Source organism: Bradyrhizobium sp. USDA 4449 (genome assembly GCF_054056275.1).
In genome coordinates this window covers 6,584,490-6,609,184 of sequence record NZ_JBSRYD010000001.1, presented here as the reverse complement: position 1 = coordinate 6,609,184, position 24,695 = coordinate 6,584,490, and the positions used below count along the sequence as shown (strand labels likewise).

Here is a 24,695-nt window from a genome sequence, read left to right as displayed (position 1 = left end):
AACGTGCGCTTAAGCTCGCGGAGACGCAATCTGTCAGCGGAGATCGACAATGATTCCGGGCGGCTTGACGGAAGCAATCTCTTATTTTTCCGGTTACCTCCATCTCTTCGATGACATAGCACGCGATCGTGTGCAACTTGACGGAGGCCCCGGCGCGCGTGCCGCCGACGGGGACGATACGCCACGTCCGCTACAGAATAGCGCCCCACTGAGCTTCGACGATCTTCAGACCACCGCCGTAGAACCTCCAGGAAACCTGCCGGACGACACCCATCAATTCGTTCGGGTGCCACAGTCACATCTGCCAAAAATAATATGGCCTGAGGCAGACGTTCCCGACGCGCCAGATCGATTGCTGCCGCCGGCGCCGCCGCCGTTCTTCAGCGGTGGCGGTGGCGGTGGCGGAGGCGGTGCCGGCGCCAGCTTCGACGTAAAGGTTGTGTATCACCCCGGTGGCGAGCAAAGCGAGATTGAGACTCATCAAGTCAACGCGCTTTTCAATGACGGCAATGACCTGATCGGGACCACCTATCCCCCGATCATGAACCACCTCATCCAGATTTCGGATCAACTGCTTGGTACGATGATCCACCAAGTCAGTGATGCCATTCCGGAATCCTGGAAGCTTCCGCACGACACGTCCGCGATCGTTTCCGCACTGGGCGCGGCGGACAAGGACTGGAACAACAGCCATGGTGGTTCAGGCAATCCCCCGTCCGTCAAGGAGGGCTACCAATTGAACGGGCAGCCCGACGCGACCGAGCCGGATGCTCTTCATCAAAATCTGACATCGCCGCTCGACCATAAGCCCGGGGACACTGGTCACCAGCTCGGACAATGGGCCGATGTCGGAGACAATCACCTGACTAATGCCGCGCAGATCGTTGATCTCGGAAGCGCCTGCAAGACAATGATCGTGCTGGGAAACGATTACACCACGAACGCGATCTTCCAGGTCAACGCCAGTGCGAATAGAGATCATGTCGAAACGAGCGGCAGCGGCGAAACCTCCGGCGGCGTCCATTTTACGCCCGACGAGTCGACCAACGCTGCCGGGTTTGTCCAGCACGCGTCGGTTTATGCCGGATCTCCGGGAGCGCCTGGCGCAACGTGGGATATCGATGTCGTCAATGGAAATTACCACCAGGTCCATACGCTGACGCAGGTCAACTATCTCTCCAACAACGATGTCGTCGAGCAGAAGAGCTCGGACACGCACTACGAGGTTGTGGCTGGCGAGAATCAGCTGATGAACGTGGCTCAGCTCACGAACGGTGACTTCAAGTACGATATGATCATCGTGGGCGGATCGTACCACTCCGCCAATATGATCTATCAGTACAATATCCTGGTGAATAACGACATCATTCATTCCGCGAATAGCGCGGGCGGCGCCGACGGATTTGGTGAGCCGTCAATCAGTCTCGGCGGAAACCACCTCATCAATGCGGCGACGATCGATACATACGGAGGTCAGAGCGTCAAACCGCTCAATGGCGGCCTTCAGCAGATCGTCAACCAGATCGAAAATGGCCAGACCAGCATGGATCCATCGCTGGCATCTCAGATTCACGGCTACGGCGGAACGCTTCATGTCTTGTACGTGACTGGCGATTACTACGATGTCAACGCAATCTGGCAAACCAATCTGCTACAGGACAGCAACTACGTGCTGCAGGAGGAGACGTCGCCTGCGCCCGGTAATCCACTCATAGGGAATGGTGCGGCGGAGCAGTCAGTCATTGCCGGTCATGATATGGACCTCAACCTGGCGTCGATCGTCTCCGTGAAGCCCGATCAGGCCTTTGTCGATGGGCAGGTTTACTCCGATTCCGTGCTAATTCAGGCGAACATGCTCCCTCAGGGCGGATGCTCTGGTGGAAGCGGCGGGCACTGGAACGATCCTCACGCGCTTGCTCCGGAGATCGTCGCATTCCTCAACGACACGAAAATCGTGGATCCGACACCGCATCCCGTCGTTCACGTGACGACCACGGTGCATCACGATGATCCGATGTCACACATGATGCATTAGCAGATCAGCACAAACGGAAGAGCCGGGTGATGGACAGATGGGGCATCGGAAATTCATCGGACGCTGCGCGGGCCGGCGGGAATCCGCGCGCGCCGAGTGTCGTAAGGTTCGATGCGCACCATGGCCCCGTCGCCGCTCCTGAGGAACAGGGTCAGGTCCGGGCGTCACCCCGGGCAGACATGGGGGCGTCCAACCCGGTGTTCAGCCAACGGGCCGAGGCAAGGCATCCGCAGGTGCACTCGAAGGACCCGCAAGCGAGCCCTCCACTGGCGATGCGGGACGGATCGCGGGCGGCGGTCAATGCGACGGCCGAGGAACGAAAAGTATCGAACTCAGGCGGATCGAACGGCGGTGGAACCAGGAGCGGCGGAGGCGGTGGTGGCCGCGGATCGTCGCCATTGCAGAAAGCCACCGGGGGCGACGAATACCGGGAAACTCTTTCCAAAGGTCTAGCGTCGATCAAACGAAATTTTCTGACGATTGGGCTCTTCTCATTCGTGGTCAACTTGCTGGCGTTGTCGATTCCAATCTACCTCTTCAACATGTCCGATCGCGTGCTGACCAGCCGGAGCGTCGATACCCTGATCATGCTCACGACAATTGTCATATTTGCGATTGCAGCCCATGTGCTCATGGACATGATGCGTCGGTTCATTCTCATGCGAGTTGCCGTTGACACCGAGGCGCGGCTGGGCGGTCCTGTGCTCAGTGCGGCGGCGAAGGCGGCACAAAGCGGCTCGAGCCGGGAATTCCAGACACTTGCCGATCTGCAGCAGCTTCGGTCCTTCATAACCGGGCCGGTTTTGTTGACGATGTTCGATGCGCCAATTGCGCCCGTTTATTTGATCGTGGTGTTCCTCATTCACCCGCAGCTTGGAGTGATCGTCACCACCGCCGGTCTTGGCCTGACCGCGCTGGCCTTGCTGAACCAGCGTGTCACGGCCGATCCGTTTACCCGGGCGAGCGCCTTCGTAACTCGCGCCAACCTTCAGGCCGAAGCCATGGCACGCAACGCGCAAGTGATAAACGCCATGGGCATGATTCCTGAGGGCGTTCGAGTGTGGGGCCAGGAGACCGTTGAATCGCTCAAGGCGCAGGTGATCGCTCAGGACCGCAACATCTTCATGACCGGCCTCTCCAAATTCCTGAGGTTGGGGACGCAGATCGCAATCCTCGGTTGGGGCGCGGTCCTTGCGCTGGAGGCGCACCTTACAGGTGGCATGATCATTGCCGCCTCCATTGTGTCCAGCCGCGCGCTCGCCCCGCTTGAAGGCACGATCGAGGGCTGGCGGAGCTACGTTCACGCGCGGTCCGCCTATCAACGCATCAGGACGCTTCTGCAAAACACCCCGCTCAATCTGCGTCGGCTGCGACTGCCGAGACCGGAAGGACGTCTCAGCGTAGAGCGTATTCTCTACGTGCCGTCGGCCACGAAAAAGGTGATCCTGAACGGCGTGAGTTTTCAGCTCGAGCCCGGCGAATCCCTCGCGATTGTCGGCCCGTCCGGCACGGGCAAGACCATGCTCGCGAGAATGCTCGTCGGGTCCATCATGCCCACCGCCGGCAACGTAAGGCTCGACCTGATGGACCTGCGCAACTGGGATCCGCGCCAGTTCGGCGAGTGCGTCGGCTATCTACCGCAGGACGTTCAGCTCTTTCCAGCGTCCATCAAGGCCAATATTGCCCGTATGCGGGACGATGCACGCGACGCCGATATTTTCGATGCAGCGGAAACCGCTGATGTGCACGAGATGATTGCCGAGTTTCCTCAGGGTTACGAAACCGTCATCGGCATGGATGGCAGCCCCTTGTCAGGAGGCCAGCGACAACGGATCGGACTAGCTCGCGCGTTCTACGGTAGCCCGCGTCTCGTGGTGCTCGACGAACCGAACGCCAATCTCGATACGAGTGGAGAGATCGCGCTGGCCAAGGCGCTGTCCCGAGCCAAGCAGAAGGGCACGACCATCGTTGCGGTCACGCAGCGCCCCGCGCTGCTGCAGAGCGTCGACAAGATCTTGATCCTGCAGAATGGGTCGGTGCAAGCATTCGGAGCGCGAGAAGAAATGATCCATCTCCTTTCTGGCCGCAAGCCGCCGAATGGGAGCGGACCGTCTGCTGGCGGGCCGCCGATCCTCAATGCGTGACGTACGGTTTATCCTAGGGGCTTATTCATGAAGTTCCTTATTGACGCAGTCAGGCGAAAACGGGTCCAGGAAAGGCCATCCTGGGATGCGGATCTCCCGCGTTCGACGAAGGCAGCCACGCTCGGAGGGGTCCTGATCATCGCGTCGACCGTCATGGGCTTCGGCGTGTGGGGCAGCACGGCCCCTATCGCCGGTGCGGTGGTTGCCTCAGGCGTGTTCGTCGCCACGGGTGAAAACAAGACGATCCAGCATCTCGAGGGAGGCGTGATCCGAAAGATCGCCGTGCGGGAAGGCAATGTTGTGCAGGCCGGCCAGACATTGATGGAGCTCGATCCCACGACGCCGAAGGCTGAACTGCGACGGCTACAGATCCGACAGAGTCGCCTGGTTGCAGAGGACACGCGCCTGCAGGCCGAAATTCACGAACAGGATGCGGTCAGCTTTCCGGACGAGTTGACCGAAAGGGCCAGCGATCCGGAAATCCTCGAGATTCTGAATACTCAGCGAATGACGCTTGTTGCCCGCCGCAATAATTTGAAGAGCGATATCGCCGCGGTCGAGGCGAGCATCAAGGCGATTGAGGAGCGCATCGAGGGTTCGAAAGTGCAGCTCGACAGTGTCAAGCGTCAGATGGAGCTCCTCGATGAGGACATCGACACGAAGCAGCGTCTTCTCCAATCTGGTCTGGTGAAGAAGCCGGATGTCTTGCTTTTACAGCGGACCAAGGCGAACCTGGAGGGCGAAGTCGGACGGATCATGGCAGACATTGGTGACGCAAAGGAACGCATCGCCCGTTCGCTGGAGCAAATCACGGGGTTACGAAGGGACGCGGTGAAGAAGGCGGTCGACCAGTTGCGCGATGTCCGTGGCGAGCTTGCAGACGTCAACGAGCGGGTTCTCAGTGCAAAGGCGGTGCTCGATCGAATCAACATAGTCGCTCCGGTCGAAGGTATCGTGGTCAAGATGCGGTATCACACCGAAGGAGGCGTCGTCGAACCCGGCAAGCCAATCATGGAGATACTGCCGCTCAACGCTGAACTCATCATCGAGGCGCGCGTGAGGCCGCAAGATATCGATAGCGTGAGGCGAGGTCAGCACGCGATGGTGCGGCTTACCGCTCTCAGCCAACGCGTCACACCGATGATCAGCGGCGACGTTATCTATCTTTCGGCGGATTCCTTGCCGGATGAGCACAAGTCGATGCAAGTGGGTCCTACAGACGTCTACGTCGCGAGGGTCCGCCTGAACGCAGCAGAAGCTGCGAACCTGCCGAATTTCAGCCCGACGCCCGGAATGCCGGCCGAAGTCTTCATTAAGACCTCGGAGCGGACCTTCCTTCAGTACATCGCCAAGCCGCTTGAGGACAGTATGACACGGGCGTTTCGGGAACGGTAAGCCGAACGGATAGCGTCAATGAGTGGAAGCTCGAATCAAATGTCGGCGTGACCATGGCCATGCCGGTGGCTGCGGTTTGCTTGTGGGGGCGCCGTATGGCTGCTGGGCAAGCCGGGCCCGGGCCGCTCATCACTAGCGCAGTGACCATGGCCCATGCCGATGGTTGCGGTTGTCCCCCAGCCGCGGCAACCCCGCTTTCATCCCGCATGCCCATCTTCCAAAAGATCGCGACTGATGCCCCTGATGTGAACGCTAGACGTCCAACGACTTCCACAACCCAGCTTTGGTCACGGGGCGGCGCGGTTTCGGTGAAGTTGATGCTCAGCCATCAGTTCTGGAGGAGCTTGACGGTTGAAATCGGCCATTCACCTTCATGCCCGGCGATTGAAATCCGAAGTCCGTGCACTTCGTCGAGATGGACATGATCAATCGTTCCAGCTTTGCCGTCAGTCATGATAACCGTCTTACCGATCAACTCGTCTTCCGCAGCTTGCAATTCCCGGAGGATGCTAATGGCCCTTTCCTCACAAGTGCCCAACGTCGTCATGCGCTCGTCACGAAGCCAACGTGCCCCGAAACGGGCGTGCGAGCTTGTATCGTATGACAATGAGCCAAGCCCATAGCTTCGCGAACCAGTGAAGCTTCAGTAGCTTCGGCTTCACCAGCGCGAACAGTCGTTCCACAATGAGTAGACTGGCGGCATACGCTGCGATGATCATGGTTGTGCCGGTGATCCAGTGGCCTTCACCCGCCAACGCCACAGCAACGAGCTTCAAAGGCTCAACCAGACAGACCGGCACGGCTAACAGCGTGAGTGATTGGTAGGGACCAAGTTTGTCGATGGCTTGCCGCAAGCTGGTCAAGGTTTCGGCCTCCTTCCGGCCTAAGCGAATAGAACTCTCAGTTGCGCAGATGAGTTCCAGTGGCGGTTCGGATTGGTAAGAAGTGGCTGGGCCATGCTCCGCGTCCGTGCTCCCAGAACATTTCTCCCGTCGTAGCGTTAGCCGTCAGGAGCAAATCATGAATGATCAGGACTGGCGCTTTTACGGATTTGTGGGCGGATGCTTACTGGCCGCAGGCATCTTCCTCGCAGCGATTGTCGGCGGCCAGGTTGGTGGAACACGTGTGGCTGAGTTGCCTCAAAACCAGCACGGTGAGACAGGTCAGAAGCCGCGAATGTAAGTGATGGACTGCGGCCAATTAAGGCGCGGAGCGTGGCGGTGCGGCAGCCGTGCCCTTGTAGACTTGGCCGACTATGCGGTCCTGCTCTGCCGCTCGCATTTCCCGCGCAGTCTTTAGTGCCCGCCGAATGAAAGGGTCTTCTGTCTCTTTGGACAAAGTCATGAGCCTGTTGCAGTTGTGGCAGTTCACTTGCAGACCAGCACGGACGCGATTGGCTTTCTCTTGGAACACGCGTGTGCAGTTGAGGGGTACAGCATGCGGCATCGATCGGGCCAAACGACCCGATTGGACCCTGAGCGGATATTGGACACTAACTCCGAACGGCCTGCCATGCTTTGATGGGCGGTCTTCGGCCCGGGAGCCGTTTTGGCGGGCGATATGGTGGAGCGGCGGTTGGTTGGGCTTATTGATAATGCGCGTCGGCCACAAATTGCGAAGGGCGTGTCGTCGTTATGTCCGACCAACGCTCGTCACTTTGCCACTCGGGTCGTAAGTTATGGTGCATCCCAACATCGTAAATGAGCCGCCACGGGCATCAATAACTTCTGGATTTCTGTAGTTTTGGTCCCATTTCATACCGCCGCAAATTGCTTCGAGTTCTTCGGCAGTGAATTCGTGAACGATTTCCGCAAACTTGGTCATATATTCTGTCCCGTTATGAGATAACCACACTACGAAACTCACTCGGGAATATAGGCCGCATCGTTCGGTTCCACTGTGCGAAGGATCACGGTGGACTTGGGTGGCACAGGCCGTCCGGTCTTGGCCGGGACTAGACCGTTCCGCGATACGTGTACTGCACGACCTGCAAGGTCAGCTGGAAGCGCGGGTCGTTACCGTTCGTAATCGGGCATCGTTTGCCAGAGACGGCGGGGCGGCCAGTTCGTCATCGCGCAGCGGTGCAAAGTCAGTTTTAAGTTTTCGTCGAGATCGTGAGCCTCCTGTGAGACGTGCGGCATCTCTATCGCGAACTCATTGTCTCTGCTGTGAGTAACCCCACTCGGCTTTGGTGATCCTACGAAATCAGGCGCAAGGCCGCCGACGGCGCGGTCGCATCTCTCACACGTATCGCCGCCACCCAGGCGGGCGCAAACTCAGATCAACATGCGTGTCCGACGGGACGATCTTCTACGTTTCGAGCATCTAGCTCACAAGCGCGCGGTGGCCCGGAAGTGCTCACGGCGATATAGGCAACGGCGCAAGAGGGTGAGGATTTCCATGGGTGATATCATTAGCTATGCGCGGGTCTCGACCGACGGCCAGAGCGTCTCCGATCAGATCGTGCAGCTGAAGGCTGCAGGCGCGACCAAACTACTGTCCGAGAAGCTGAGCGGCGCGCTCGCAAAAATGGGCGGGCCCGCGTCTCTGCGGCTCGCATTCAAACATCGCCGTCCCCCGTTTTAACGGAGGACGGCAATTGGCATTCGTGCTATGCTGCGCGGCAGACCGATACCACCCAGTAACAGTACGACGGCATCGGCTGACGGAGGAGCGCGTATGACGAAGCACCGTCCAGGAGTCTTGCTGGCCTTCGCCGCATCTGTGCTGCTGCTGCTGCTGGGGGCCGTCAGCGCCGCCCACGCCGGCGGTCTCTGCGGTCCCGGCTGTCACTCAACCATGATGGGCGCCTGTGTGGTCGACGGCTGGGGCACCGGCGCGCGCGTCTGGAACGAATGCCCGGCGACGACGCGTCCACGCCCGCCTTGCGGCGGATCGGATTACGTCTGGAGCCAGCGCAAGCGGGCCTGCTTCCCGAAGGTGGCCGATTGGATCTAGCCTACCAGCCGCCGGAGTCACCGACGCGTCCAGCGGCAGCATGTCGCGATGAGGTTCGCAGAACCGCGAGAGCTTGTTGCTTCTGCGCTCCAGCGCCTTCTTGTCGACGACCGGCTTGTCGCTGCGACCGGCCTAACAGCCACTCAGCCAGATGTTCACGGTACGGCTGTGGGTGATGTACGGTGGTGATCTTGGACACATCGAGCATCACCTGGCCCTCGGCCCGCGGATGAAATAGGCGACGTCGACGCTCGTCAGCACTACGCCGGCGAAGCTGCCGTCGGGATGATTGAAGCGGCAGGACGCGGGGATTACCCACTGTCCGCCGGACCGGCTCTTGACCATCTTGCGGCCCCTGCAATGAGCATGGAAAGAAGTGCTCTGCGACCAAAGTACTTTCCGAGAAGCTGAGCGGCGCGCGTTTTGACCGACCGTAATTGCGAAAGGCAATCACTGCGCTTGGAAAAGGTGACGTGCTGCAGCCGCTGGATTGGCACTGCTGAGCCCATTCGCCGCCGACGCGGCCGATCTCGCGGTCAAGGCGCCGCCGAAGCGGGCAGGCGCAACTTGCGAGAGGTTTGGGCTATTCTCAAGGAGGCGGCAGGATGCCGCGAACTCTCATCACCTCAATGTCCTGCGCTGGAGGGATCATCGATGGTCCGCTGCGTCCTGCTAGGCGGCGCATCTTCAGCCTCGCGCCAACACCTCAACCGGTTTGGCCGAAGCCGGGGCGCGCCCGGATGGCGTGCTCTGCGGGCACCTTACCTTCTAGCAGCCTCGGCAGATCGTGAGATTGGACTTCAGCTTCTCAATTTCTGCTTGATCGCTCAGCGACTGTTTCGCCGATGGTCTCTCGGCAACGTCGGCCTTTTGCCTGACCTTGGACTGTTTTGGGCGAGTTGTAATGAGCGCCGGCTCGCCTGTCTGCTCGTCATCGTCGATACCTACTGTAAAGCCATCGGGACCGGTCTCCTGCGACGGAGACAGCTTGCCCGTGCGCGACTTGGGCAAAATGTCTATAGCCGGCGTTGCCAAAATGTTGCCGGTTGCCGGTGCCGGCGCGTCTTTGTCATTGGCAGGCGGTGGCGAGTGCTTGGTGGCTGCGGATCGTGCCGAACTTTTGGCGGCCGCTGTTGGCGCTGGAACGTCATCGATCGCCATTGGTCGAGAAGCGTTTTTGGCAGCCGGTGGCGACGCACCTTGGGTGGTCGCCGATGGCGGCGAGGCGAAGATAACGGGCGGCGGATACATCGGGACTTCTGGCGCCACTGTCGGCGGAGACGACGAACCTTTGGCTGTCGCCGGGTTGCGGCACAGACTGAGACCGCCCCACTGGCAGGTAGCCGGTGTTGGCGAAGCTTGTTGGGTCACCAAAGGTGGCGGGGCCAGCGAGGTTTGACATCGAGCGCCGCCGTGCAGCCAAAAACCTCCAAACAACAAACCGACGGCAAATAATGCAGCGCTTTTCAATCGCATTGTGCAATCCGCTGTGCTGTCGAAATCGCTGAGACCTTGGCTGCGCAATCTGGACTACTCACATCGCGATCAAAAGGTGACCAAAATACGGAGGATCACGAAGTACGCCTGATCATGCGCTATAACTAGACAGACCGCTATCCGAACCGCGTTTCGAATGCGGTGACTTTGGGCCCGATTTATTCCGCACAGCTTGCAACATAGGTCTGAAAGCGTCGTGACCGTCCTTATCAGGCAGGTCGGCAGAAGCACTGGATCAAGGTCAAGAACCGGCAACATCCTGCGATGGAACCGGGAGCCACAGCAGAAAGCCGAACCCCTTTCCGGCCAGTAAGCTGGCTAGAAGCGAAAAAGCGTCGGTGAGAAATGGCCATTTCCGGGCCCCCCAACCGAGAGCGCCGCTCCAACCGAGACCAGAAACGGGACGAGAGAGACGGCTATGACCCCAATCGCTTCGCGCGTGTCCATGAGGTTACCACCCGGATAGGGAGAGTATACACGTCAGTACAACGAGGCGCGAATCCTGCGCCCGTGTTAGCGAGTCCTTGTTTGATGAGCGGCTCGAGGTCGGCGTTCGAATCCGTGTGAGCACCGGCGGATTTCGACGCGCAATGCTCGCAAGACGAGGGCGCAGCCCTTCGCCTGTTATCACGCCGATGTTTGGCGTTCAGATGCTCTTCATCAGCGCACGCTTGGGGCGACCCACCCATGAATCCGCGGAATCGAGTACCCGCGGATGCTGGGCTTCGCGCCCTCGATCTCTTCGGTGTGAAGCGCGAACTTGCCATTTGCCCGGAATTTGACCGCACATTGCGCGGGCGATATCCTATGCCGACCGGGACCCTTGCAATTCTATGGGGTGCTCATGGAATGGTCGACCAGGCCGCGACGCGCGGATCAACCCTTTGGAAGCTGGGCGGACGACCTTGCCGCGGCATTTGTTCGGCTTGAGCCGCGCAGGATTGCGGACGAGCCGTTTGAAGGTGCCATTTCCAGAGCTGACGCTGCGCCAATCCAGGTCTCGCTGGTGACCGCGACGCGGCATACGGTACGTCGTCTTGCCTCACATATTTCCGGGAGCACCGACGATCTTTGTTTCTTCAATCTCCAGATCGAAGGGCTGGGGCGAACCACGCAACGGAACCACGAGCAGACCTGTGCGCCCGGCGATCTCGCCATCGCCGATACGACGGAGCCGTTCGAGATCGCCAACTGCCACAACTTCAAGCTCTTTTGCTTTGCCGTCCCGCGAAGGCTGCTGCCGAGTGGGCTGCTCGATCGTCCACGGCTCAACCTGTCTCGGACGGAGATGGGCCGTGCGCTGTCGAAGACCCTTGCCGGCTATGCCGAAATCTGTCTGGCGGACCATCGGCGCTCAATGACCTCGGCCACGGTCGGTGCGCATGTGGTCGATCTGATCGCACACGCGCCCGACGTGCTGAGCGATGTGTCCGCCGAGCGCGTGCACATCCCCGTCCTGCTGTCGATGATGATCGAACATATCGACCGTCACAGTGAGGATTCTGAACTCGGCGCGGTGGCGCTTGCCGCGAAGTTCCGTTGCTCCGAACGTTACGTGCATCGTCTCTTTGCCATGACGGATCGCTCTGTCAACGAACACGTCAACGACCGGCGGATTGCTGCCTGCACGCGCGTGCTGGTTGACCCCAAGTCCGCTCACAAGACCATAGCCGAAATCGCTTTCGCCGCGGGCTTTCGCGATATCTCGCATTTCAACCGTCTGTTCAAGCGCAGCCACGGTTTGGCTCCGCGCGAGTTTCGGCGCGCGAGCAGTGCACCCTGACTGATCCGGTTCACGCCACGCCAAGAAATCGGGCGCTGCCGGCCAAGATTTCTTCCCGAGCCAGGGATAGCCATGCCTGACGGCTGGCATCCGGGATCAGAGGACATCGCTATGGCGATCGATTTCACGCTCACGACGCAACAGCGGGATCTTCAGCGCGCTTCGCGCAAGTTCGCCAAGGAGGTGCTCAGCGAGGCTTGGCGGGCCGAACTGCTGGCAACTCCGGAAGAACGCTTTCTCGCGACCCGGCCCACCTATGAGGCGATGGTCGCGGCCGGCTATTTGCGCAAATGCATTCCGTCGCCGGCGGGGGGCGAAAATTCAGGCTTGATCGACATGGCGATCCTGGCCGAGGAATTCTACAGCGTGAACGCCAGCGTGACGCTGACGATGCTCGGCACCGTGCTCGGCTTGCTCCCGATTCTGCTCGGCGGCTCGCCGGACCAGTGCCGGCGCCTGCTTGTGCCGTTCCTGAGGACGAATGGCGCGCCGCTCGCCGGTTTCTGCTCCAGCGAGCCCGGCGGTAGCGCCAATTCCGGCTCGCCTCCGCCGGGCGAAGGGGTTCGCACCACCGCGAGACGCGAGGGCGACGATTGGGTGATCAACGGCCGCAAGAAATGGGTGTCCTCAGCCACCGGCTGGAATCGCGAGGGCGCCGACGTCCTGTGTGTCGTGTGCCGAACAGATTCCGCAGCGCCCCCCGGTGAAGCGATCTCGATCATTGCTGTCGAAGGTCCGGTGAAGGGCCTTGTCTTCGAATGCGCCATCGGCACGATCGGCCATCGCGCGCATCTCGTCCCGCAGTTCGGATTGCAGAATGTTGCAACACCGCATCGTAATCTGTTGGGTAAGGAGGGGGCGGGTCTCGCGCTGACGGCGGCCGCCTTCACGGGGACCGCGGCGCTCGTCGGCATCTTCGGCGTGGCACTGATGCGCGCGGCGTTTGAGTTCGCGCTGCATTTTGCCCGGACCGAAAAGCGCGGCGGCGTTCACCCGATCATCGAGCATCAGGCGGTCGGATATGCGCTGGCCGATGCCAAGACCACGATCGAGGCCGCGCGTTATCTCAGCTGGCGGGCGTGTCACGCGGTCGATACGCAGTCGCCGGGTGCGGATGAACTCGCCATCGAGGCAAAAATCTTCGGCTCGGAAGCGGCGGTGCGCGTGATTACCGATCTTATGCGGGTGGTTGGCGTCGACAGCTACGATCACGAAGCGCCGTTCGCTCGTCTGCTCCAGGATGCGCTGGCGCTGCCAATCTTTGACGGCGGCAATATGGGGGTGAGGCGACGGCAACTCCACATGATGCTTCGGCAAGACAGCTACGATCCACTTGCGGCAAGCGGCGCAGCTTGAGGGAGACGGTCATGGGCACAGAACGGAAAGTCGCCATCGTCACCGGGGCATCCCAGGGGATCGGCGCCGGAATTGCAAAGGCCCTTCGGCAGCGAAACTACGCGGTCGTCGCGACCTCCCGATCAATCAAATCAGGCGTTGATGCCGACATGCTGGTCGTGCCGGGCGACGTCGGTGATGCCCAAACGGCGCAGCGGGTGTTCAGCGCGGCGCGCGAGCGTTTCGGCCGGGTCGATACGCTGGTCAACAACGCCGGCATGTTCATGGCAAAGCCGTTCACCGCTTACACGCGGGCCGACTATGCAGCCTACGTCTCGACGAACGTTGAGGGGTTCTTTCACATGACCCAACGTGCGCTAGACATCATGGGTAAGCAGGGGGGCGGCCATGTCGTCACGATCACGACGAGTCTCGTTGATCAGCCGATGAACAGCGTCCCGGCCGCCCTGGCGTCGCTTACCAAAGGCGCCTTGAATGCCGCCACCAGGGCGCTCGCGATCGAGTATGCGAGCACTGGTGTCCGCGTCAACGCCGTCTCGCCCGGCATCATCAAAACGCCGATGCATCCGCCGGAGGCGCATCATGCCTTGGCTGCACTCCACCCCATGGGCCGGATGGGAGACATCTCCGACGTGGTCGATGCGGTGCTGTACCTCGATGGCGCGGGGTTCGTGACAGGCGAGATTCTCCATGTCGATGGAGGGCAGGCCGCTGGCCACCACCGCACAGTGGCGGCCTGAGCGTCGTTATCGTGTTCAGCTCGGATGATCCAGCGATATGGGCGGCGATCGCATCTCCGTTTAGCAGGCACCGTTCTGGCCGGCGAGGAACGGCCTGTTCGAGATGGACGCGCACGCGGTTGAAGGCGGCGCTAACGTGGGCGTTCTCCAGCGTCGGTGTTCCGGTTGTCGGTAGGGGACGGACGCCGAGTGCTAACGACTCGAATTGCCCTCGATTGCTGGTCGTGGCGATCGGAGCGTCACGCCAACGGCATCCCTACGTAGTTTTCGGCGAGAGTTGTCGCGGCCGCTTTGGATGAGGCCACGAGCTCAAGCTCAGCGAGTTGGCGCTTCAGGTCGAATTCGGTCCCCTCATGGAATCGATGGAGCATCGACGTCATCCACCAGGAGAAGTGCTGGGCGCGCCACACGCGCCGAAGCGCGGTGTGCGAATAGGAGTCCAAGAGCGTAGTCGATCGTTGGGCGTAATACGAGGACAGAGCCCGGGCGAGGACGTGCACGTCCGCCGCCGCCAGATTCAAGCCCTTGGCGCCGGTCGGGGGGACGGAGTGCGCCGCGTCGCCCGCAAGGAACAGTCGCCCATGCCGCATCGGTTCACAGACGAAGGAGCGGAGCGGAATGATCCCCTTCTGAAAGATCGGACCTGTCTTGAGCTCAAACCCGTCGCCGCCTACCCGGGCCTGCAGCTCATTCCAGATCCGATCATCGGACCAGTTATCGACGCTGTCGGTGGGGTCGCATTGGAAGTACATGCGCTGCACGTCCGGAGATCTCGTCGAGATCAGCGCGAAGCCGCGTTCGTGGTGAGTGTAGATCAACTCTTCAGACGATGGAGGCGCCTTGGCGAGGATCCCGAACCAGCCGAACGGGTAGACACGGAAGTAGTCGTGCCGGACCGAATGCTCCGGTATTGCGGCGCGACTTGCACCATAACCGCCATCGCATCCGGCGACGAAGTCGCAGGACAATTCGCGCGTCTCGCCCTGCTTGGTGCTGAAACGGATGACGGGCTGGTCGGAGGTGAGGCCGTCGATGCTGGTTGCCTTGGCCTCAAAATGAATCTGGCCGCCGGTACGCAAGCGAAGCGCGATCAGGTCCTTCAGAACTTCGTGCTGCGGGTAGACCGTGATCCTGCGGCCGTTTGCCAGGCTCTGGAGATCGATGCGATGCCCGCGGCCGCCGAAACGCAATTCGAAGCCGCCATGCACGAAGCCTTCGCGTTTCATGCGATCTCCGGCACCGATCTCGGTCATCAGATCTACGGTCGACTGTTCGAGCACGCCGGCCCGGATCGTCTGCTCGATCTGGTCCTGTGACCGGCTTTCAATGATGATCGACTCGATGCCGCTCAGATGCAGCATATGAGAGAGCATTAGCCCCGCCGGACCAGCTCCGACGATACCTACTTGTGTTCGCACTGAGGGTTCCTCCCGGAATGTTCCTGATGTGTCGGGCGGCTGCAACGACCTCTCGTCATGTTTTGCGCGCGGGGATATGACGACCGACGACAGCGAGCGAGAGGGTGAGGCCGATCATGGCGACGCCCAGCATCAGGAGATACCCGTCCTTGCCGCCGACCGTGATTACGGTTGCACCGGCAAAGGCACTGAGGATGGCTCCAAGCCGGCCGAAGGCGAGGGCGGAGGCCGTGCCCGTGGCCCGGACTGAGGTCGGGTAGACATACGCGCACACGGCATACATGGTCGACTGCACCGCGTTGGCGAAGAAGCCCTGCACACCGAATCCTGCTATCAGAATGCTTGCCTCCAGCGCGATGTTCACGCGGGTCAGGTAAAGCGCGGTGGCGGCGCCGAGGAGGCCGCACAGCAGGAGCGGCCAGCGGGAGCCGTACCGGGTGATGGCCATGGCGCACGTTAATGCGCCGAGCACGCCTCCGAAATTGTAGGCCGTCAAACCGGACCCCGCAATCGCGACGTCCAGCCCTTCGGACGTCAGCATCGTCGGCAGCCACGTGAAGGCGCTATAGACGGCAAGCAGGTTGAGAAAGAAGGCGCACCAGAGCGCGATCGTGTCGCGAGCCCGACCCTTTTCGAACAATGCGGGAAAACCCTCGCGTTTTTCGATTCTTTGCTCGCTTAGATCTGTGAACACGATGTCGGCTGTAACCGGTCGCGACATGCGCCCAACGAGCCGGCGCAGCTCGGCCCAACGCGCCGGCCGGCGCGCCAGAAAGCGCGGCGTCTCCGGGAGAATGAAGAGCAGAACGAAGCCCAGGAGCACGGCCAGAGTTCCGCCGAGAAAGAATAGGGCCCTCCAACCGAGGTTCGGCAGGACCACGCCGGCGAAAAGGCCGGCGAGCATGCCTCCAAGCGGGACGCAGACGATGGTCGCCGTAATGGCGAGCGTCCGCCGTCGTGCGGGTGTGAATTCCGCCGCAACGGTGGTGGAGCTCGGCAAGGCTCCGCCAATGCCGAGTCCCGCAACAAAGCGCAACGCGCCGATCTGCCAGAGGTTGGCGGCGAAGCCGATGCAGAAGGTAGCCAGCCCGAATACCATCACGCTGACGATCACGGCGCCGCGTCGTCCGAACCGGTCGGCGAGGAGGCCGGCGAAGGCGCTTCCTATTCCCATTCCGACCAGCCCGGCTGCAAGGGCGGGAGCAAAGTCGCCGCGGGTAACACCCCACTCCTTGATCAGAACTGGCACAGCGAAGCCGATCAGCTGTCCATCGAACCCGTCCATGATGATCGACAGGGCAGCGATGAAGACGACGATTTTCTGCACGACGGTCCAGGGGCCATCATCAAGGAACTGCCCGATGTCCAGTGAGGAATGTGCGCTGTCGCCGCTGCTTCTAACCTCACCAGGAATGCGAGTTGGTCCGGAGCCGGTTGCCGCGATGTGCGGAGCAGACAAGGGACCCATGGGGTACGACTCTGTCATGACTTCAGTTCCTCCTGTTGTTTTGCGCCCTGTGGTTGAACTGCCAACACGATCTTTCCTGTGCCCGCATCACTGCACAGGACTTTGCTGTTCAGGCATTGCGGGCGATCTTTGCGTCGATGTGCCGGATCAAGGCTAAAACAGTTTCTGTCATCGGCGTTGAGAGGCCGCGTTCCTTTGCGTGTCTCACGACGCCACCGCAGATCGCCTCGATCTCGGTGGGTTTTCCGGCGAGCACGTCTTGCAGCATCGAAGGCTTGTGGTGCGTGTGATGTTGCATGGCGGACGCCAGGGTCTGGTCGACGTGCGAACGATTGACGGCAAAGCCGCATGCAATAGCGGTGTTGCAGACTTCCGCAGCGATGGCGAACGCCAGGCCCCGCGTGGCGGCGTCAGTGCCGATCTGGCCAACCGTCGAGCGCGTGAGCGCGCAAAGCGTATTGAGAGCGGCGTTGAACGCGACCTTTTCCCAGATGGCGGTTTCGACCTGAGGATCGACGGTGGCGTTCAATCTTCCGCGTGCAAGGAGGTCGGGCAGCAGCTTCAGAATCGGCGTCGCAGGCTCGGCGGTCGTCGCCAGGCGGGCGATCCCCGCACCGTGCGACTCCACGTGACCCGGCGCGACGAGGTCTGCAGGATAGGTCGTGATGCCGATCAGGACGTTCTGGGGGCGAGCGAAGGCGGCCAACGCAAGCTTGTTATCGAGTCCGTTCTGAAGGCTCAGCAAGACCGTCTCCGGGCCGATGCAGGAGCGGACCGCCGAGAGGGCCGCCGTTGTGTGCATCGACTTGGTGAAGACGATGACGAGATCGAACACCGTCGCTACTTCGTGGGGAAATAGAACCGGCACGCGGATGGACCGCTCGCCCGCGTCTGTTTTCAGGACGAGACCGTGCTTTCGGATCGCCTCCACATGCGGGACATTCAGGTCGATCAGGGTGACGTCCGATCCGCCTTCGACAAGACAGCCGCCGAAAAAGGATCCCATCGCGCCGGAGCCGAGAATGGCAATCCCAGGGCGTTGTTGCTGCCGAACTGACATTCTGTGCTCCATCTGGACGAGCTTCCTCGCCCCTCCCCGAGGGAGGCGGCATCATTTCATTGGAGATCGAGATCGGGCTCGCGCCTGATCAGAACGGGTAATGTCGTTCGCTTGTCTGAATGGTCATCCAGCGGGTGTCCGTGAACTCGGCGATACCAGACTTGCCGCCAAATCGTCCGTACCCGCTGTCCTTGACCCCTCCGAACGGCATCTGAGCCTCGTCATGCACGGTGGGGCCATTGATGTGGCAGATCCCGGATTGAATGCGCGAGGCGACGCGCATGCCTCTCGCCGTATCCCTGGTGAACACGGCGGACGACAAGCCGTAGGCATTGTCGTTTGCGCAGGCGATCGCCGCGTCTTCGCCCCTGACCCGAACGATCGGCTTGATCGGTCCGAAGGACTCCTCGCTGTAGATTTTCATGTCCGATGTGACGCCATCAATCAGCGTTGCAGGCATCAGCGTGGTTTCAGCTTTCCCGCCGCAAAGCAGTTTCGCACCTTTCGCGAGTGCGTCATCGATGAGGTCGTTGCAGCGCTTGACAGTGGTCATGTCGACGACCGAGCCGAGAACGACGGGGCCCTTTCGCGGATCGCCAAGCGGCAGCTTGGACGCCTTGTCGGCAAGACGGCGCACGAACTCGTCCGCAATGCTCTCGTCGACGATGATCCGCTCCGTCGACATGCAGATCTGTCCCGAGTTCGCAAAGGCACCAAATGCCGCCGCGTTCACGGCAGCGTCGATGTCGGCGTCATCAAGAACGACGAGTGGCGCCTTGCCCCCGAGTTCGAGGACCGCCGGCTTGAGATACTTCGCGCATGCGGCGGCGATGATCTTTCCGACGCGTGTCGATCCCGTGAAATTGACCCGGCGCACGGCGGGATGCGCGATCATCGCTTCGACGACAGGTCCTGCGTCCGACGGAGCGTTGGTGACGTAGTTGACGACGCCCTTGGGAAAACCGGCTTCCTTGAACGCCTCGACGATCAGCCCGTGCGTCGCGGGGCACAGCTCGGACCCCTTCAGAACGACGGTGTTTCCGCAAGCCAGCGGAAGCGCGATGGCTCGCACGCCGAGGATCACAGGCGCATTCCAGGGCGCCATGCCCAGGACCACGCCTGCGGGTTGCCGCACCGCCATCGCGAAGCTGCCGGGTACGTCAGAGGGAATGATCTCGCCGTTGATCTGCGTTGTCATCGCCGCGGCTTCGAGCAGCATGCCGGCCGCGAGATGGACGTTGAACCCAGCCCATATCCCCGAGCCGCCGGTCTCGGCCGCGATCGATGCGGCAAATGCTGGGGCCTTGGCTTCCAGCGCGTGCGCGGCTTTGGTCAGAAGGGCACGGCGCTCCGAGGGACCTGTGGCAGACCACCTCGGGAAGGCTGCTGCGGCTGCTTCGACAGCTGCAACTGCATCGTGCGCTGTGGCTGCCGGTGCTCGCGTTGCAATCTGGCCATCGAGCGGATTGAGGCGCTCGAACGTGGCGTTTCCGGTGGCCGCTCGTTGCTCGCCGCCGATCAACATCGAAATCGTGTTCATGTCTGCTCCCTCGGTTTGTTCTATGTGTGCAGGTCTCTGTCCTCGACCTCGACTTCGATCAGGGTCGGTCGCTCGGACGAAAATGCCTTGGTCAAAGCGTCGTGGAGGCCCTTGGCGCTCCCGGCATGGACTGCAGAGCAGCCGAGGCCCTTTGCGATCGAGATGAAATCGAGGCCGGGAAGATCGGTGCCCTGGACGTGCTCTTGCGAACTGAAGCCGAACACGGGCGCGAAGTCCTGCAGCGCGGCGTAGCGCCCGTTCTTGAGAATGACGAAGGTGACGGGCAGACGAAGTTGTGCTGCGCTCCAGATGGCCTGGATCGAGTAGAGGCTCGAGCCGTCGCCCATCAGGGCAACCACACGGCGTCCCGGCTTTCCGAGGGCCACGCCGACGGCCGCCGGCATGCCGTAACCGAGGCCGCCGCTGTCCATCGTGTAGAAGGCTTCGCTCTGCGTGATGGGCAAGTGCGCCTGCATCACAGGCCTGGCGCCAGGCGCTTCCTCGACGATGATGCCGTCGGCGGGCTTTGTATCGGCGATGGTCTGCATCACGAATGCGGTTGACAGCGGTGCCGTCGGCTCCACGCGCCGCGCGATGATGCGAGCAGGAGGAGTGGCGCGCGTCGGTGGCCTGGCACGTGCCAGAAGATCCAGGAGGCCGAGCCGCACGCTGCCGATCGCAGCCATTCCCTCCGGCGTCCATGCGGCGGTCTGGGGATCGTCGGTCAACTGGACGAGCTCGGCTCCATCAGGCAGATGCGGACCGAACCCCTCGACATGATACGAGAATGCCGGCGCGCCGATCGCGAAGACGAGATCGTGTCCCTGCAGCAGCTGAACGATCTTCTCGCGGATTGCTGGCAGGAACCCGGCAAACAATCGATGGTTCTCGGGGAAGCCGCAGCGGCCGCTCATCGGCGCCGTGAAGACTCGCGCATTGTGCGCTTCGGCGAGCTGCCGGACCTCGTCGAAGGCTCCGTCGCGATCAACGGCCGCTCCGACGACGAAGGCCGGCCGCTTCGAACGATCGAGAGCGCTTCCGATCTGGTCGAGAATGGCTGGATCGGGGCGGACCTGCTGGCTGACCGTGCGTGTCGGCAGATACTCGGCGGGCCGATCCCAATCGTCCACGGGCACCGAGACAAGAACGGGCCCGCACGGCTGCGTCATCGCGATGTAGTAGGCACGCGCGATGGCATGGGGCACGTCCTCGGCGCGTGCCGGTTCGATGCTCCACTTCACATAGGGCTTCGGAAGCTCGGTAGCTTCTCTGGAAGCGAGAAACGGATCGAAAGGGAGGATGGAACGTGCCTGCTGGCCGGCCGTAATGACGAGGGGCGTCCGGTTCTTGAATGCGGTGAAGATGTTTCCCATCGCGTTGCCGACGCCGGCCGCCGAATGCAGGTTGACGAAGGCGGCGTTGCGCGTTGCCTGCGCAAAGCCGTCGGCCATGCCGACGACCACGGCCTCCTGAAGTCCGAGCACGTAGCGAAAATCGTCGGGGAAGTGCCGGAATAACGGCAATTCCGTCGATCCCGGGTTGGCGAAGACAGACGTCATGTTGAGACGACGCAGCAGGTCGACGACGGCATCGCGCACCGTCGGCGCAGTCACGCGTCGTTGCTCGAACGTATCCGTCCCAGTGGCCATGTCCGTTCCCATCCCGTTTTTGTCTTCGGCCGGAGACTAGGGGAGGGAGGTCATTGCAGAGAATTGAATAAATCAGGAAAAGCCATTACACTTGGTTATGGCCTTGAGCATCGAACAGCTGACGACCTTCACCACGATCGTCAAGGCGGGGAGCCTTGGCCGGGCGGCTGCCTTGTTGAACATGACGCAGCCCGCGCTGAGCCGGGCAATCAAACGGCTGGAGCAGCAAATCGGCGCGGAGCTCTTCGAGCGCCACTCCAAGGGCATGCAACTGACCGACATCGGAAAAGCCTTCTTGCCGCACGCGACTTCGCTGCATGTCGAGGCCACGCAGGCCTTGGAGGAAATCCAGGCGCTGCGCGGCGCAGCGAAGGGGACCGTCCGGGTCGGGGCGGTGGCGAGCATCGCGAGTTCGATCCTGCCGCCCGCGATCGAGCGTACCTTGACCAAATGGCCCGGTCTTCATTTCGAAGTCTTTGAAGGCGTCTGGGACTTATTGGCAGCGAGTTTGTCGAAGCACGAGATCGATCTCGCCTTGGGCGCGGAAGCGCCCGACACGGACGAAATCGTTGCGATCCGAGATTGCTGCTGGGAGGACACGAGCCACGTGATCGTTTCGTCCGGGCACCCTCTGAGGCGTCGTCGAAAGTTGACGCTCGCCGATACGCTTCACGAGAAATGGACGATCCCGCCGCCCGGCACCGGTCCGCATCAGCACGTCGAGCGTGTGTTCGCCGAACAAGGCCTCGGCATGCCCGACGTGATCGTCAGAACCCGCTCGATCACGGTGCTGAAGAGTCTCGTTGTCGATTCCGGCTTTCTGAGTTGGATGGCTGAGCCGATGTTCGAGCCGGAGCGGCGTGCCGGTCTCATTGCTCCCCTTTCGATCACCGGGGTCGATGGCAGGCGAAGGCTGGTGGCGTTTCGCCGCCGGCGAGGTCTCCTGGCCGTTCCGGCGGTGAAACTGCTGGACGAGTTGAGGCGGCTGACGTCGGCGGGAAGCCGCAAACGCTGATCGGAAGTCCCGCCATGATGGCCGGACCGTGTACTCTAGGAATGCATTGCCTTCCCATTTCGATAATCGCGCGGCGCCACGCCGAACTTGATCCGGAAGGCCTTGCTGAAATGGCTGAGATCGTTGAACCCGTTGTCCATTGCGATCTGTGACACGCCGCGCGCGCGCAAAGCAGGATCCTTCAGCTGTTCGGCGCAACGATCCAGCCGCCTCGACCATATGTAGCGCGACAACGAGGTCCCCTCGGCTTCGAGCAACTGGTTGATGTAGCGAGGCGACAGCTTGAGGTGGGCTGCGATCGTCGCCGGTGTCAGGTCGGGATCGTGAACGTTGCGCTCGACCGTATCCTTGACCCTCATCAGCGCCAGGCTCCGGTACTCCGTCAATGATGGGGGGAGCGCTTCGGCCAATTCCGCCAGCATGGCAAGGAGAAGATCCTTGAAGTTCTGCGATATCTTGAGACCTGCAGCGGGGCTGGTCAGATTTGGCGCGCGGTCGACGAGATGGGAGAGATAGCCGAAGACCATCGGCGCCAGTTCTCCGCGTTCGCTGAAGTTGCACGCGGCAAGGCGATGCAAGTGCGGAATTCGTCCAAGGCACTGCTCGCGTGGCAGGCGAACGGAGGCGACCTCGAAAGCTTCGTTTGATTGAAGCTTATAGGGTCTCGTAGCGTCACACAGTGCCCCATCACCGACCTGGAGGTGCGCCAAGCGCCCATCCTGCTCCGCGACCAACGAGCCCGACAGGACGAAGTTGAAGACCAGCATCGAGTGGTCTGCGCGGGAGATGCCTTCAGTGCTTCGCTGAGCCACATGGGGAGAAGCCTTGATGCGGCACAGGTCGAGACCATTGATGGGTGTGGAGTGGAAGCTCGCATCGAACTGAGCTTCGCCGATCAGCCGGTAGTCCAGGTCGACGAGATTGCGGCTCACAACGTCGTGCCAATAGTCGAAGCGCTCTCGCGGCGGAAGGCTCGCCGTCGAGGCGAAGCACGGCTGCATCGAAGCAGCTTTTGCGGCTTCCAGAAGCATCTCTTGATTCCCCTCGATCCGTTAAGATGGGGTTCTTGGGTGCCCCTTCGGCGGTCCATCACAGACAGGATCATCCGCCGGTGTGAAGTTTATTGCTCAATTTCGGGGCCGATCAAGCATGAAATATGCCAATTTCCCGGGTTGGCCCGGATTGCTTTCCGTTGGCACGGGCACCTCGTCCAGCCGTCTCAGACAAGTTTCTGTTCCGTCCGAACCAAGCCGCCTTCGACAGATCTGACCAATGTGGACCGTCAATTCGGTCAGCATCTTTGCATCGGAGAGCATTCATGGTTTCGAAGAATAACCCCAGTCTTGTCCCCGAGACCGGTATTGCCGACCCCGCGCGACGCGACTTTCTCAAGGCCGCCGCGGCGTTGACGGCGGGGGCGACGCTCGGCTCGACCGGTCGCGCGTGGGCTGCCGCGGACAAGAAAATTCGCGTCGGTTACATCAGTCCGAAGACCGGGCCGTTCGCGCCGTTTGCCGAGGCGGACGATTTCATTCTCGATCAGGTCAGAAAATCGCTCGCCGGCGGATTGACGGTGGGAGGGTCGAAATATGAGGTCGAGATCATCGCGCGCGACGATCAGAGTAGTCCGGATCGTCAGTCCAACCTCGCCGCCGAGCTGATCAACAAGGAGAATATCGACCTGATGCTTGCGCAGGTCTCGATCGGCCCGGCCGTATCGCAACAATGCGAGCTCAACGGCGTCCCCTGCATTTCGACCATGGGCCCGTGGCAGGCGTGGATGTTCCCGATGAAGGGCGATCCGGCCAAGGGCTTCAAGAACGTGTTTCATTTCTTCTGGGGGATCGAGGACATCGCCGCCGTCTATCTCGACATCTGGAAGGATGCGGGCACGAACAAGGTGGTCGGCTCCGTCTTTTCGAACGACGTTCCCGGCAATGCCATGGGCGATGCGAAGCTAGGCATGCCGGGCGCCTTCGCCAAGGCCGGCTACAAGATCATCGACGTCGGGCGCTTCCCGGTCGGAGCGGACGACTTCTCGACCCACATCCAGGCCTTCAAGAAGGAAGGCGTCGAGATCGTCACCGGCCTTTTCAATCCGCCCGAATGGGCGACCTTCCTGAATCAATCCGCTCAGATGGGATTCAAGCCGAAGGTTTGCACCATCGCCAAGGCCTTGCTCTTCCCAGGCGGTGTGGCGGCTCTCGGGCCGCGCGCGGAGGGCATGTCCACCGAGATCTGGTGGTTGCCGAGCTACCCGTTCCGCTCCAGCCTGACCGGGCAAACTGCCGCCGAGCTTGCCGCCTCCTACCGGGAAACCACGAAGCGGGAGTGGACGCAACCGATCGGCGTCGCGCACGCCTTGTTCGAGGCCGGCGTTCAAGCCTTGAAGGCAAGCGGCGATCCGAAATCCCCGGGCAAGGTCGTCGAGAGCCTGCGCAAGCTCAAGACCGATACGGTCATCGGAAATCTCGACTTCGGCGCGAGCGGAATCGCCAACGTCTCGAAGATCCGGGTCGTCGGCGGGCAATGGCATGTCGAGGAAGGCGGAAAGCCGCACCTGTTCATCACGAGCAACAGCACGGCGCCCGAAATCAAGATTGAGCGCAAGCTCGAGCTGCTGAAGAGCTGACGGCC

General features: G+C 61.3%; 22 protein-coding genes. 11 read left to right on the top strand and 11 right to left on the bottom strand.

The window, feature by feature from the left end:
- The first annotated feature begins 49 nt into the window (after positions 1–49).
- The 3 genes from ACVIIW_RS31120 to ACVIIW_RS31110 are packed head-to-tail and all read left to right on the top strand — an operon-like array spanning position 50 to position 5,574.
- Positions 50–2,035, top strand: coding sequence for a hypothetical protein (locus tag ACVIIW_RS31120; protein ID WP_456704192.1), 1,986 nt, complete (start codon positions 50–52; stop codon positions 2,033–2,035).
- A 29-nt stretch (positions 2,036–2,064) separates the two neighbouring features.
- Complete coding sequence (locus ACVIIW_RS31115; protein WP_456704191.1) at positions 2,065–4,179, top strand: type I secretion system permease/ATPase; 2,115 nt, start codon at positions 2,065–2,067, stop codon at positions 4,177–4,179.
- Positions 4,180–4,206: 27 nt separating this feature from the next.
- On the top strand, positions 4,207–5,574 hold the full coding sequence (locus tag ACVIIW_RS31110) for an HlyD family type I secretion periplasmic adaptor subunit (RefSeq protein ID WP_456704190.1): 1,368 nt from the start codon (positions 4,207–4,209) through the stop codon (positions 5,572–5,574).
- A 328-nt stretch (positions 5,575–5,902) separates the two neighbouring features.
- Here ACVIIW_RS31110 and ACVIIW_RS31105 read toward each other — a convergent pair whose 3' ends face one another.
- Both ACVIIW_RS31105 and ACVIIW_RS31100 read right to left on the bottom strand, forming a co-directional pair.
- On the bottom strand, positions 5,903–6,121 hold the full coding sequence (locus tag ACVIIW_RS31105) for a PRC-barrel domain containing protein (protein ID WP_456704189.1): 219 nt from the start codon (positions 6,119–6,121) through the stop codon (positions 5,903–5,905).
- A 7-nt stretch (positions 6,122–6,128) separates the two neighbouring features.
- A complete protein-coding gene (locus tag ACVIIW_RS31100; protein ID WP_456704188.1) occupies positions 6,129–6,437 on the bottom strand; it encodes a hypothetical protein in 309 nt (102 codons plus the stop codon).
- A gap of 157 nt (positions 6,438–6,594) precedes the next feature.
- Between ACVIIW_RS31100 and ACVIIW_RS31095 the strand changes: the two genes are divergently transcribed.
- Positions 6,595–6,756: a hypothetical protein gene (locus ACVIIW_RS31095; RefSeq protein WP_456704187.1), complete on the top strand. Its 162-nt coding sequence runs from the start codon at positions 6,595–6,597 to the stop codon at positions 6,754–6,756.
- A gap of 450 nt (positions 6,757–7,206) precedes the next feature.
- On the opposite strand, the gene ACVIIW_RS31090 is transcribed toward ACVIIW_RS31095, so the two are convergent.
- A complete protein-coding gene (locus ACVIIW_RS31090; protein WP_456704186.1) occupies positions 7,207–7,398 on the bottom strand; it encodes a hypothetical protein in 192 nt (63 codons plus the stop codon).
- A 576-nt stretch (positions 7,399–7,974) separates the two neighbouring features.
- On the opposite strand from ACVIIW_RS31090, the gene ACVIIW_RS31085 reads away from it, so the two are divergent.
- Entirely contained in the window at positions 7,975–8,160 is a 186-nt protein-coding gene (locus ACVIIW_RS31085; protein ID WP_456704185.1) for a recombinase family protein, read from the top strand.
- A 93-nt stretch (positions 8,161–8,253) separates the two neighbouring features.
- On the top strand, positions 8,254–8,532 hold the full coding sequence (locus ACVIIW_RS31080; protein WP_456704184.1) for a hypothetical protein: 279 nt from the start codon (positions 8,254–8,256) through the stop codon (positions 8,530–8,532).
- 207 nt (positions 8,533–8,739) lie between these two features.
- On the opposite strand, the gene ACVIIW_RS31075 is transcribed toward ACVIIW_RS31080, so the two are convergent.
- Positions 8,740–8,877: a hypothetical protein gene (locus ACVIIW_RS31075; protein ID WP_456705369.1), complete on the bottom strand. Its 138-nt coding sequence runs from the start codon at positions 8,875–8,877 to the stop codon at positions 8,740–8,742.
- Positions 8,878–9,300: 423 nt separating this feature from the next.
- Complete coding sequence (locus ACVIIW_RS31070; protein ID WP_456704183.1) at positions 9,301–10,008, bottom strand: hypothetical protein; 708 nt, start codon at positions 10,006–10,008, stop codon at positions 9,301–9,303.
- Positions 10,009–10,873: 865 nt separating this feature from the next.
- Between ACVIIW_RS31070 and ACVIIW_RS31065 the strand changes: the two genes are divergently transcribed.
- The 3 genes from ACVIIW_RS31065 (at position 10,874) to ACVIIW_RS31055 (ending at position 13,908) form a co-directional block, all read left to right on the top strand.
- Positions 10,874–11,812 (top strand): helix-turn-helix domain-containing protein, encoded by a 939-nt coding sequence (locus ACVIIW_RS31065; RefSeq protein WP_456704182.1) that lies wholly within the window; start codon positions 10,874–10,876, stop codon positions 11,810–11,812.
- Positions 11,813–11,923: 111 nt separating this feature from the next.
- The gene (locus ACVIIW_RS31060; protein ID WP_456704181.1) at positions 11,924–13,168 is read left to right on the top strand and encodes an acyl-CoA dehydrogenase family protein; all 1,245 of its coding nucleotides are present in this window, start codon (positions 11,924–11,926) and stop codon (positions 13,166–13,168) included.
- A gap of 11 nt (positions 13,169–13,179) precedes the next feature.
- The gene (locus tag ACVIIW_RS31055; RefSeq protein WP_456704180.1) at positions 13,180–13,908 is read left to right on the top strand and encodes an SDR family NAD(P)-dependent oxidoreductase; all 729 of its coding nucleotides are present in this window, start codon (positions 13,180–13,182) and stop codon (positions 13,906–13,908) included.
- A gap of 239 nt (positions 13,909–14,147) precedes the next feature.
- Here the strand turns inward: ACVIIW_RS31055 and ACVIIW_RS31050 are convergent, their stop codons facing one another.
- The 5 genes from ACVIIW_RS31050 to mdlC form a co-directional block, all read right to left on the bottom strand.
- A complete protein-coding gene (locus ACVIIW_RS31050) occupies positions 14,148–15,326 on the bottom strand; it encodes a 4-hydroxybenzoate 3-monooxygenase (protein ID WP_456705315.1) in 1,179 nt (392 codons plus the stop codon).
- A gap of 55 nt (positions 15,327–15,381) precedes the next feature.
- On the bottom strand, positions 15,382–16,794 hold the full coding sequence (locus ACVIIW_RS31045; protein WP_456705314.1) for an MFS transporter: 1,413 nt from the start codon (positions 16,792–16,794) through the stop codon (positions 15,382–15,384).
- A 109-nt stretch (positions 16,795–16,903) separates the two neighbouring features.
- Entirely contained in the window at positions 16,904–17,854 is a 951-nt protein-coding gene (locus ACVIIW_RS31040) for a ketopantoate reductase family protein (RefSeq protein WP_456704179.1), read from the bottom strand.
- A gap of 88 nt (positions 17,855–17,942) precedes the next feature.
- On the bottom strand, positions 17,943–19,394 hold the full coding sequence (locus ACVIIW_RS31035; RefSeq protein WP_456704178.1) for an aldehyde dehydrogenase: 1,452 nt from the start codon (positions 19,392–19,394) through the stop codon (positions 17,943–17,945).
- A 20-nt stretch (positions 19,395–19,414) separates the two neighbouring features.
- Entirely contained in the window at positions 19,415–21,043 is a 1,629-nt protein-coding gene (gene mdlC, locus ACVIIW_RS31030) for a benzoylformate decarboxylase (protein ID WP_456704177.1), read from the bottom strand.
- Between the two features lie 97 nt (positions 21,044–21,140).
- Here mdlC and ACVIIW_RS31025 point away from each other — a divergent pair, with 97 nt between their 5' ends.
- Positions 21,141–22,058: a LysR family transcriptional regulator gene (locus ACVIIW_RS31025; protein ID WP_456705313.1), complete on the top strand. Its 918-nt coding sequence runs from the start codon at positions 21,141–21,143 to the stop codon at positions 22,056–22,058.
- A 35-nt stretch (positions 22,059–22,093) separates the two neighbouring features.
- Here the strand turns inward: ACVIIW_RS31025 and ACVIIW_RS31020 are convergent, their stop codons facing one another.
- Entirely contained in the window at positions 22,094–23,089 is a 996-nt protein-coding gene (locus tag ACVIIW_RS31020; RefSeq protein ID WP_456704176.1) for an AraC-like ligand-binding domain-containing protein, read from the bottom strand.
- 287 nt (positions 23,090–23,376) lie between these two features.
- On the opposite strand from ACVIIW_RS31020, the gene ACVIIW_RS31015 reads away from it, so the two are divergent.
- Complete coding sequence (locus ACVIIW_RS31015; RefSeq protein WP_456704175.1) at positions 23,377–24,690, top strand: ABC transporter substrate-binding protein; 1,314 nt, start codon at positions 23,377–23,379, stop codon at positions 24,688–24,690.
- Positions 24,691–24,695 lie beyond the last annotated feature (5 nt).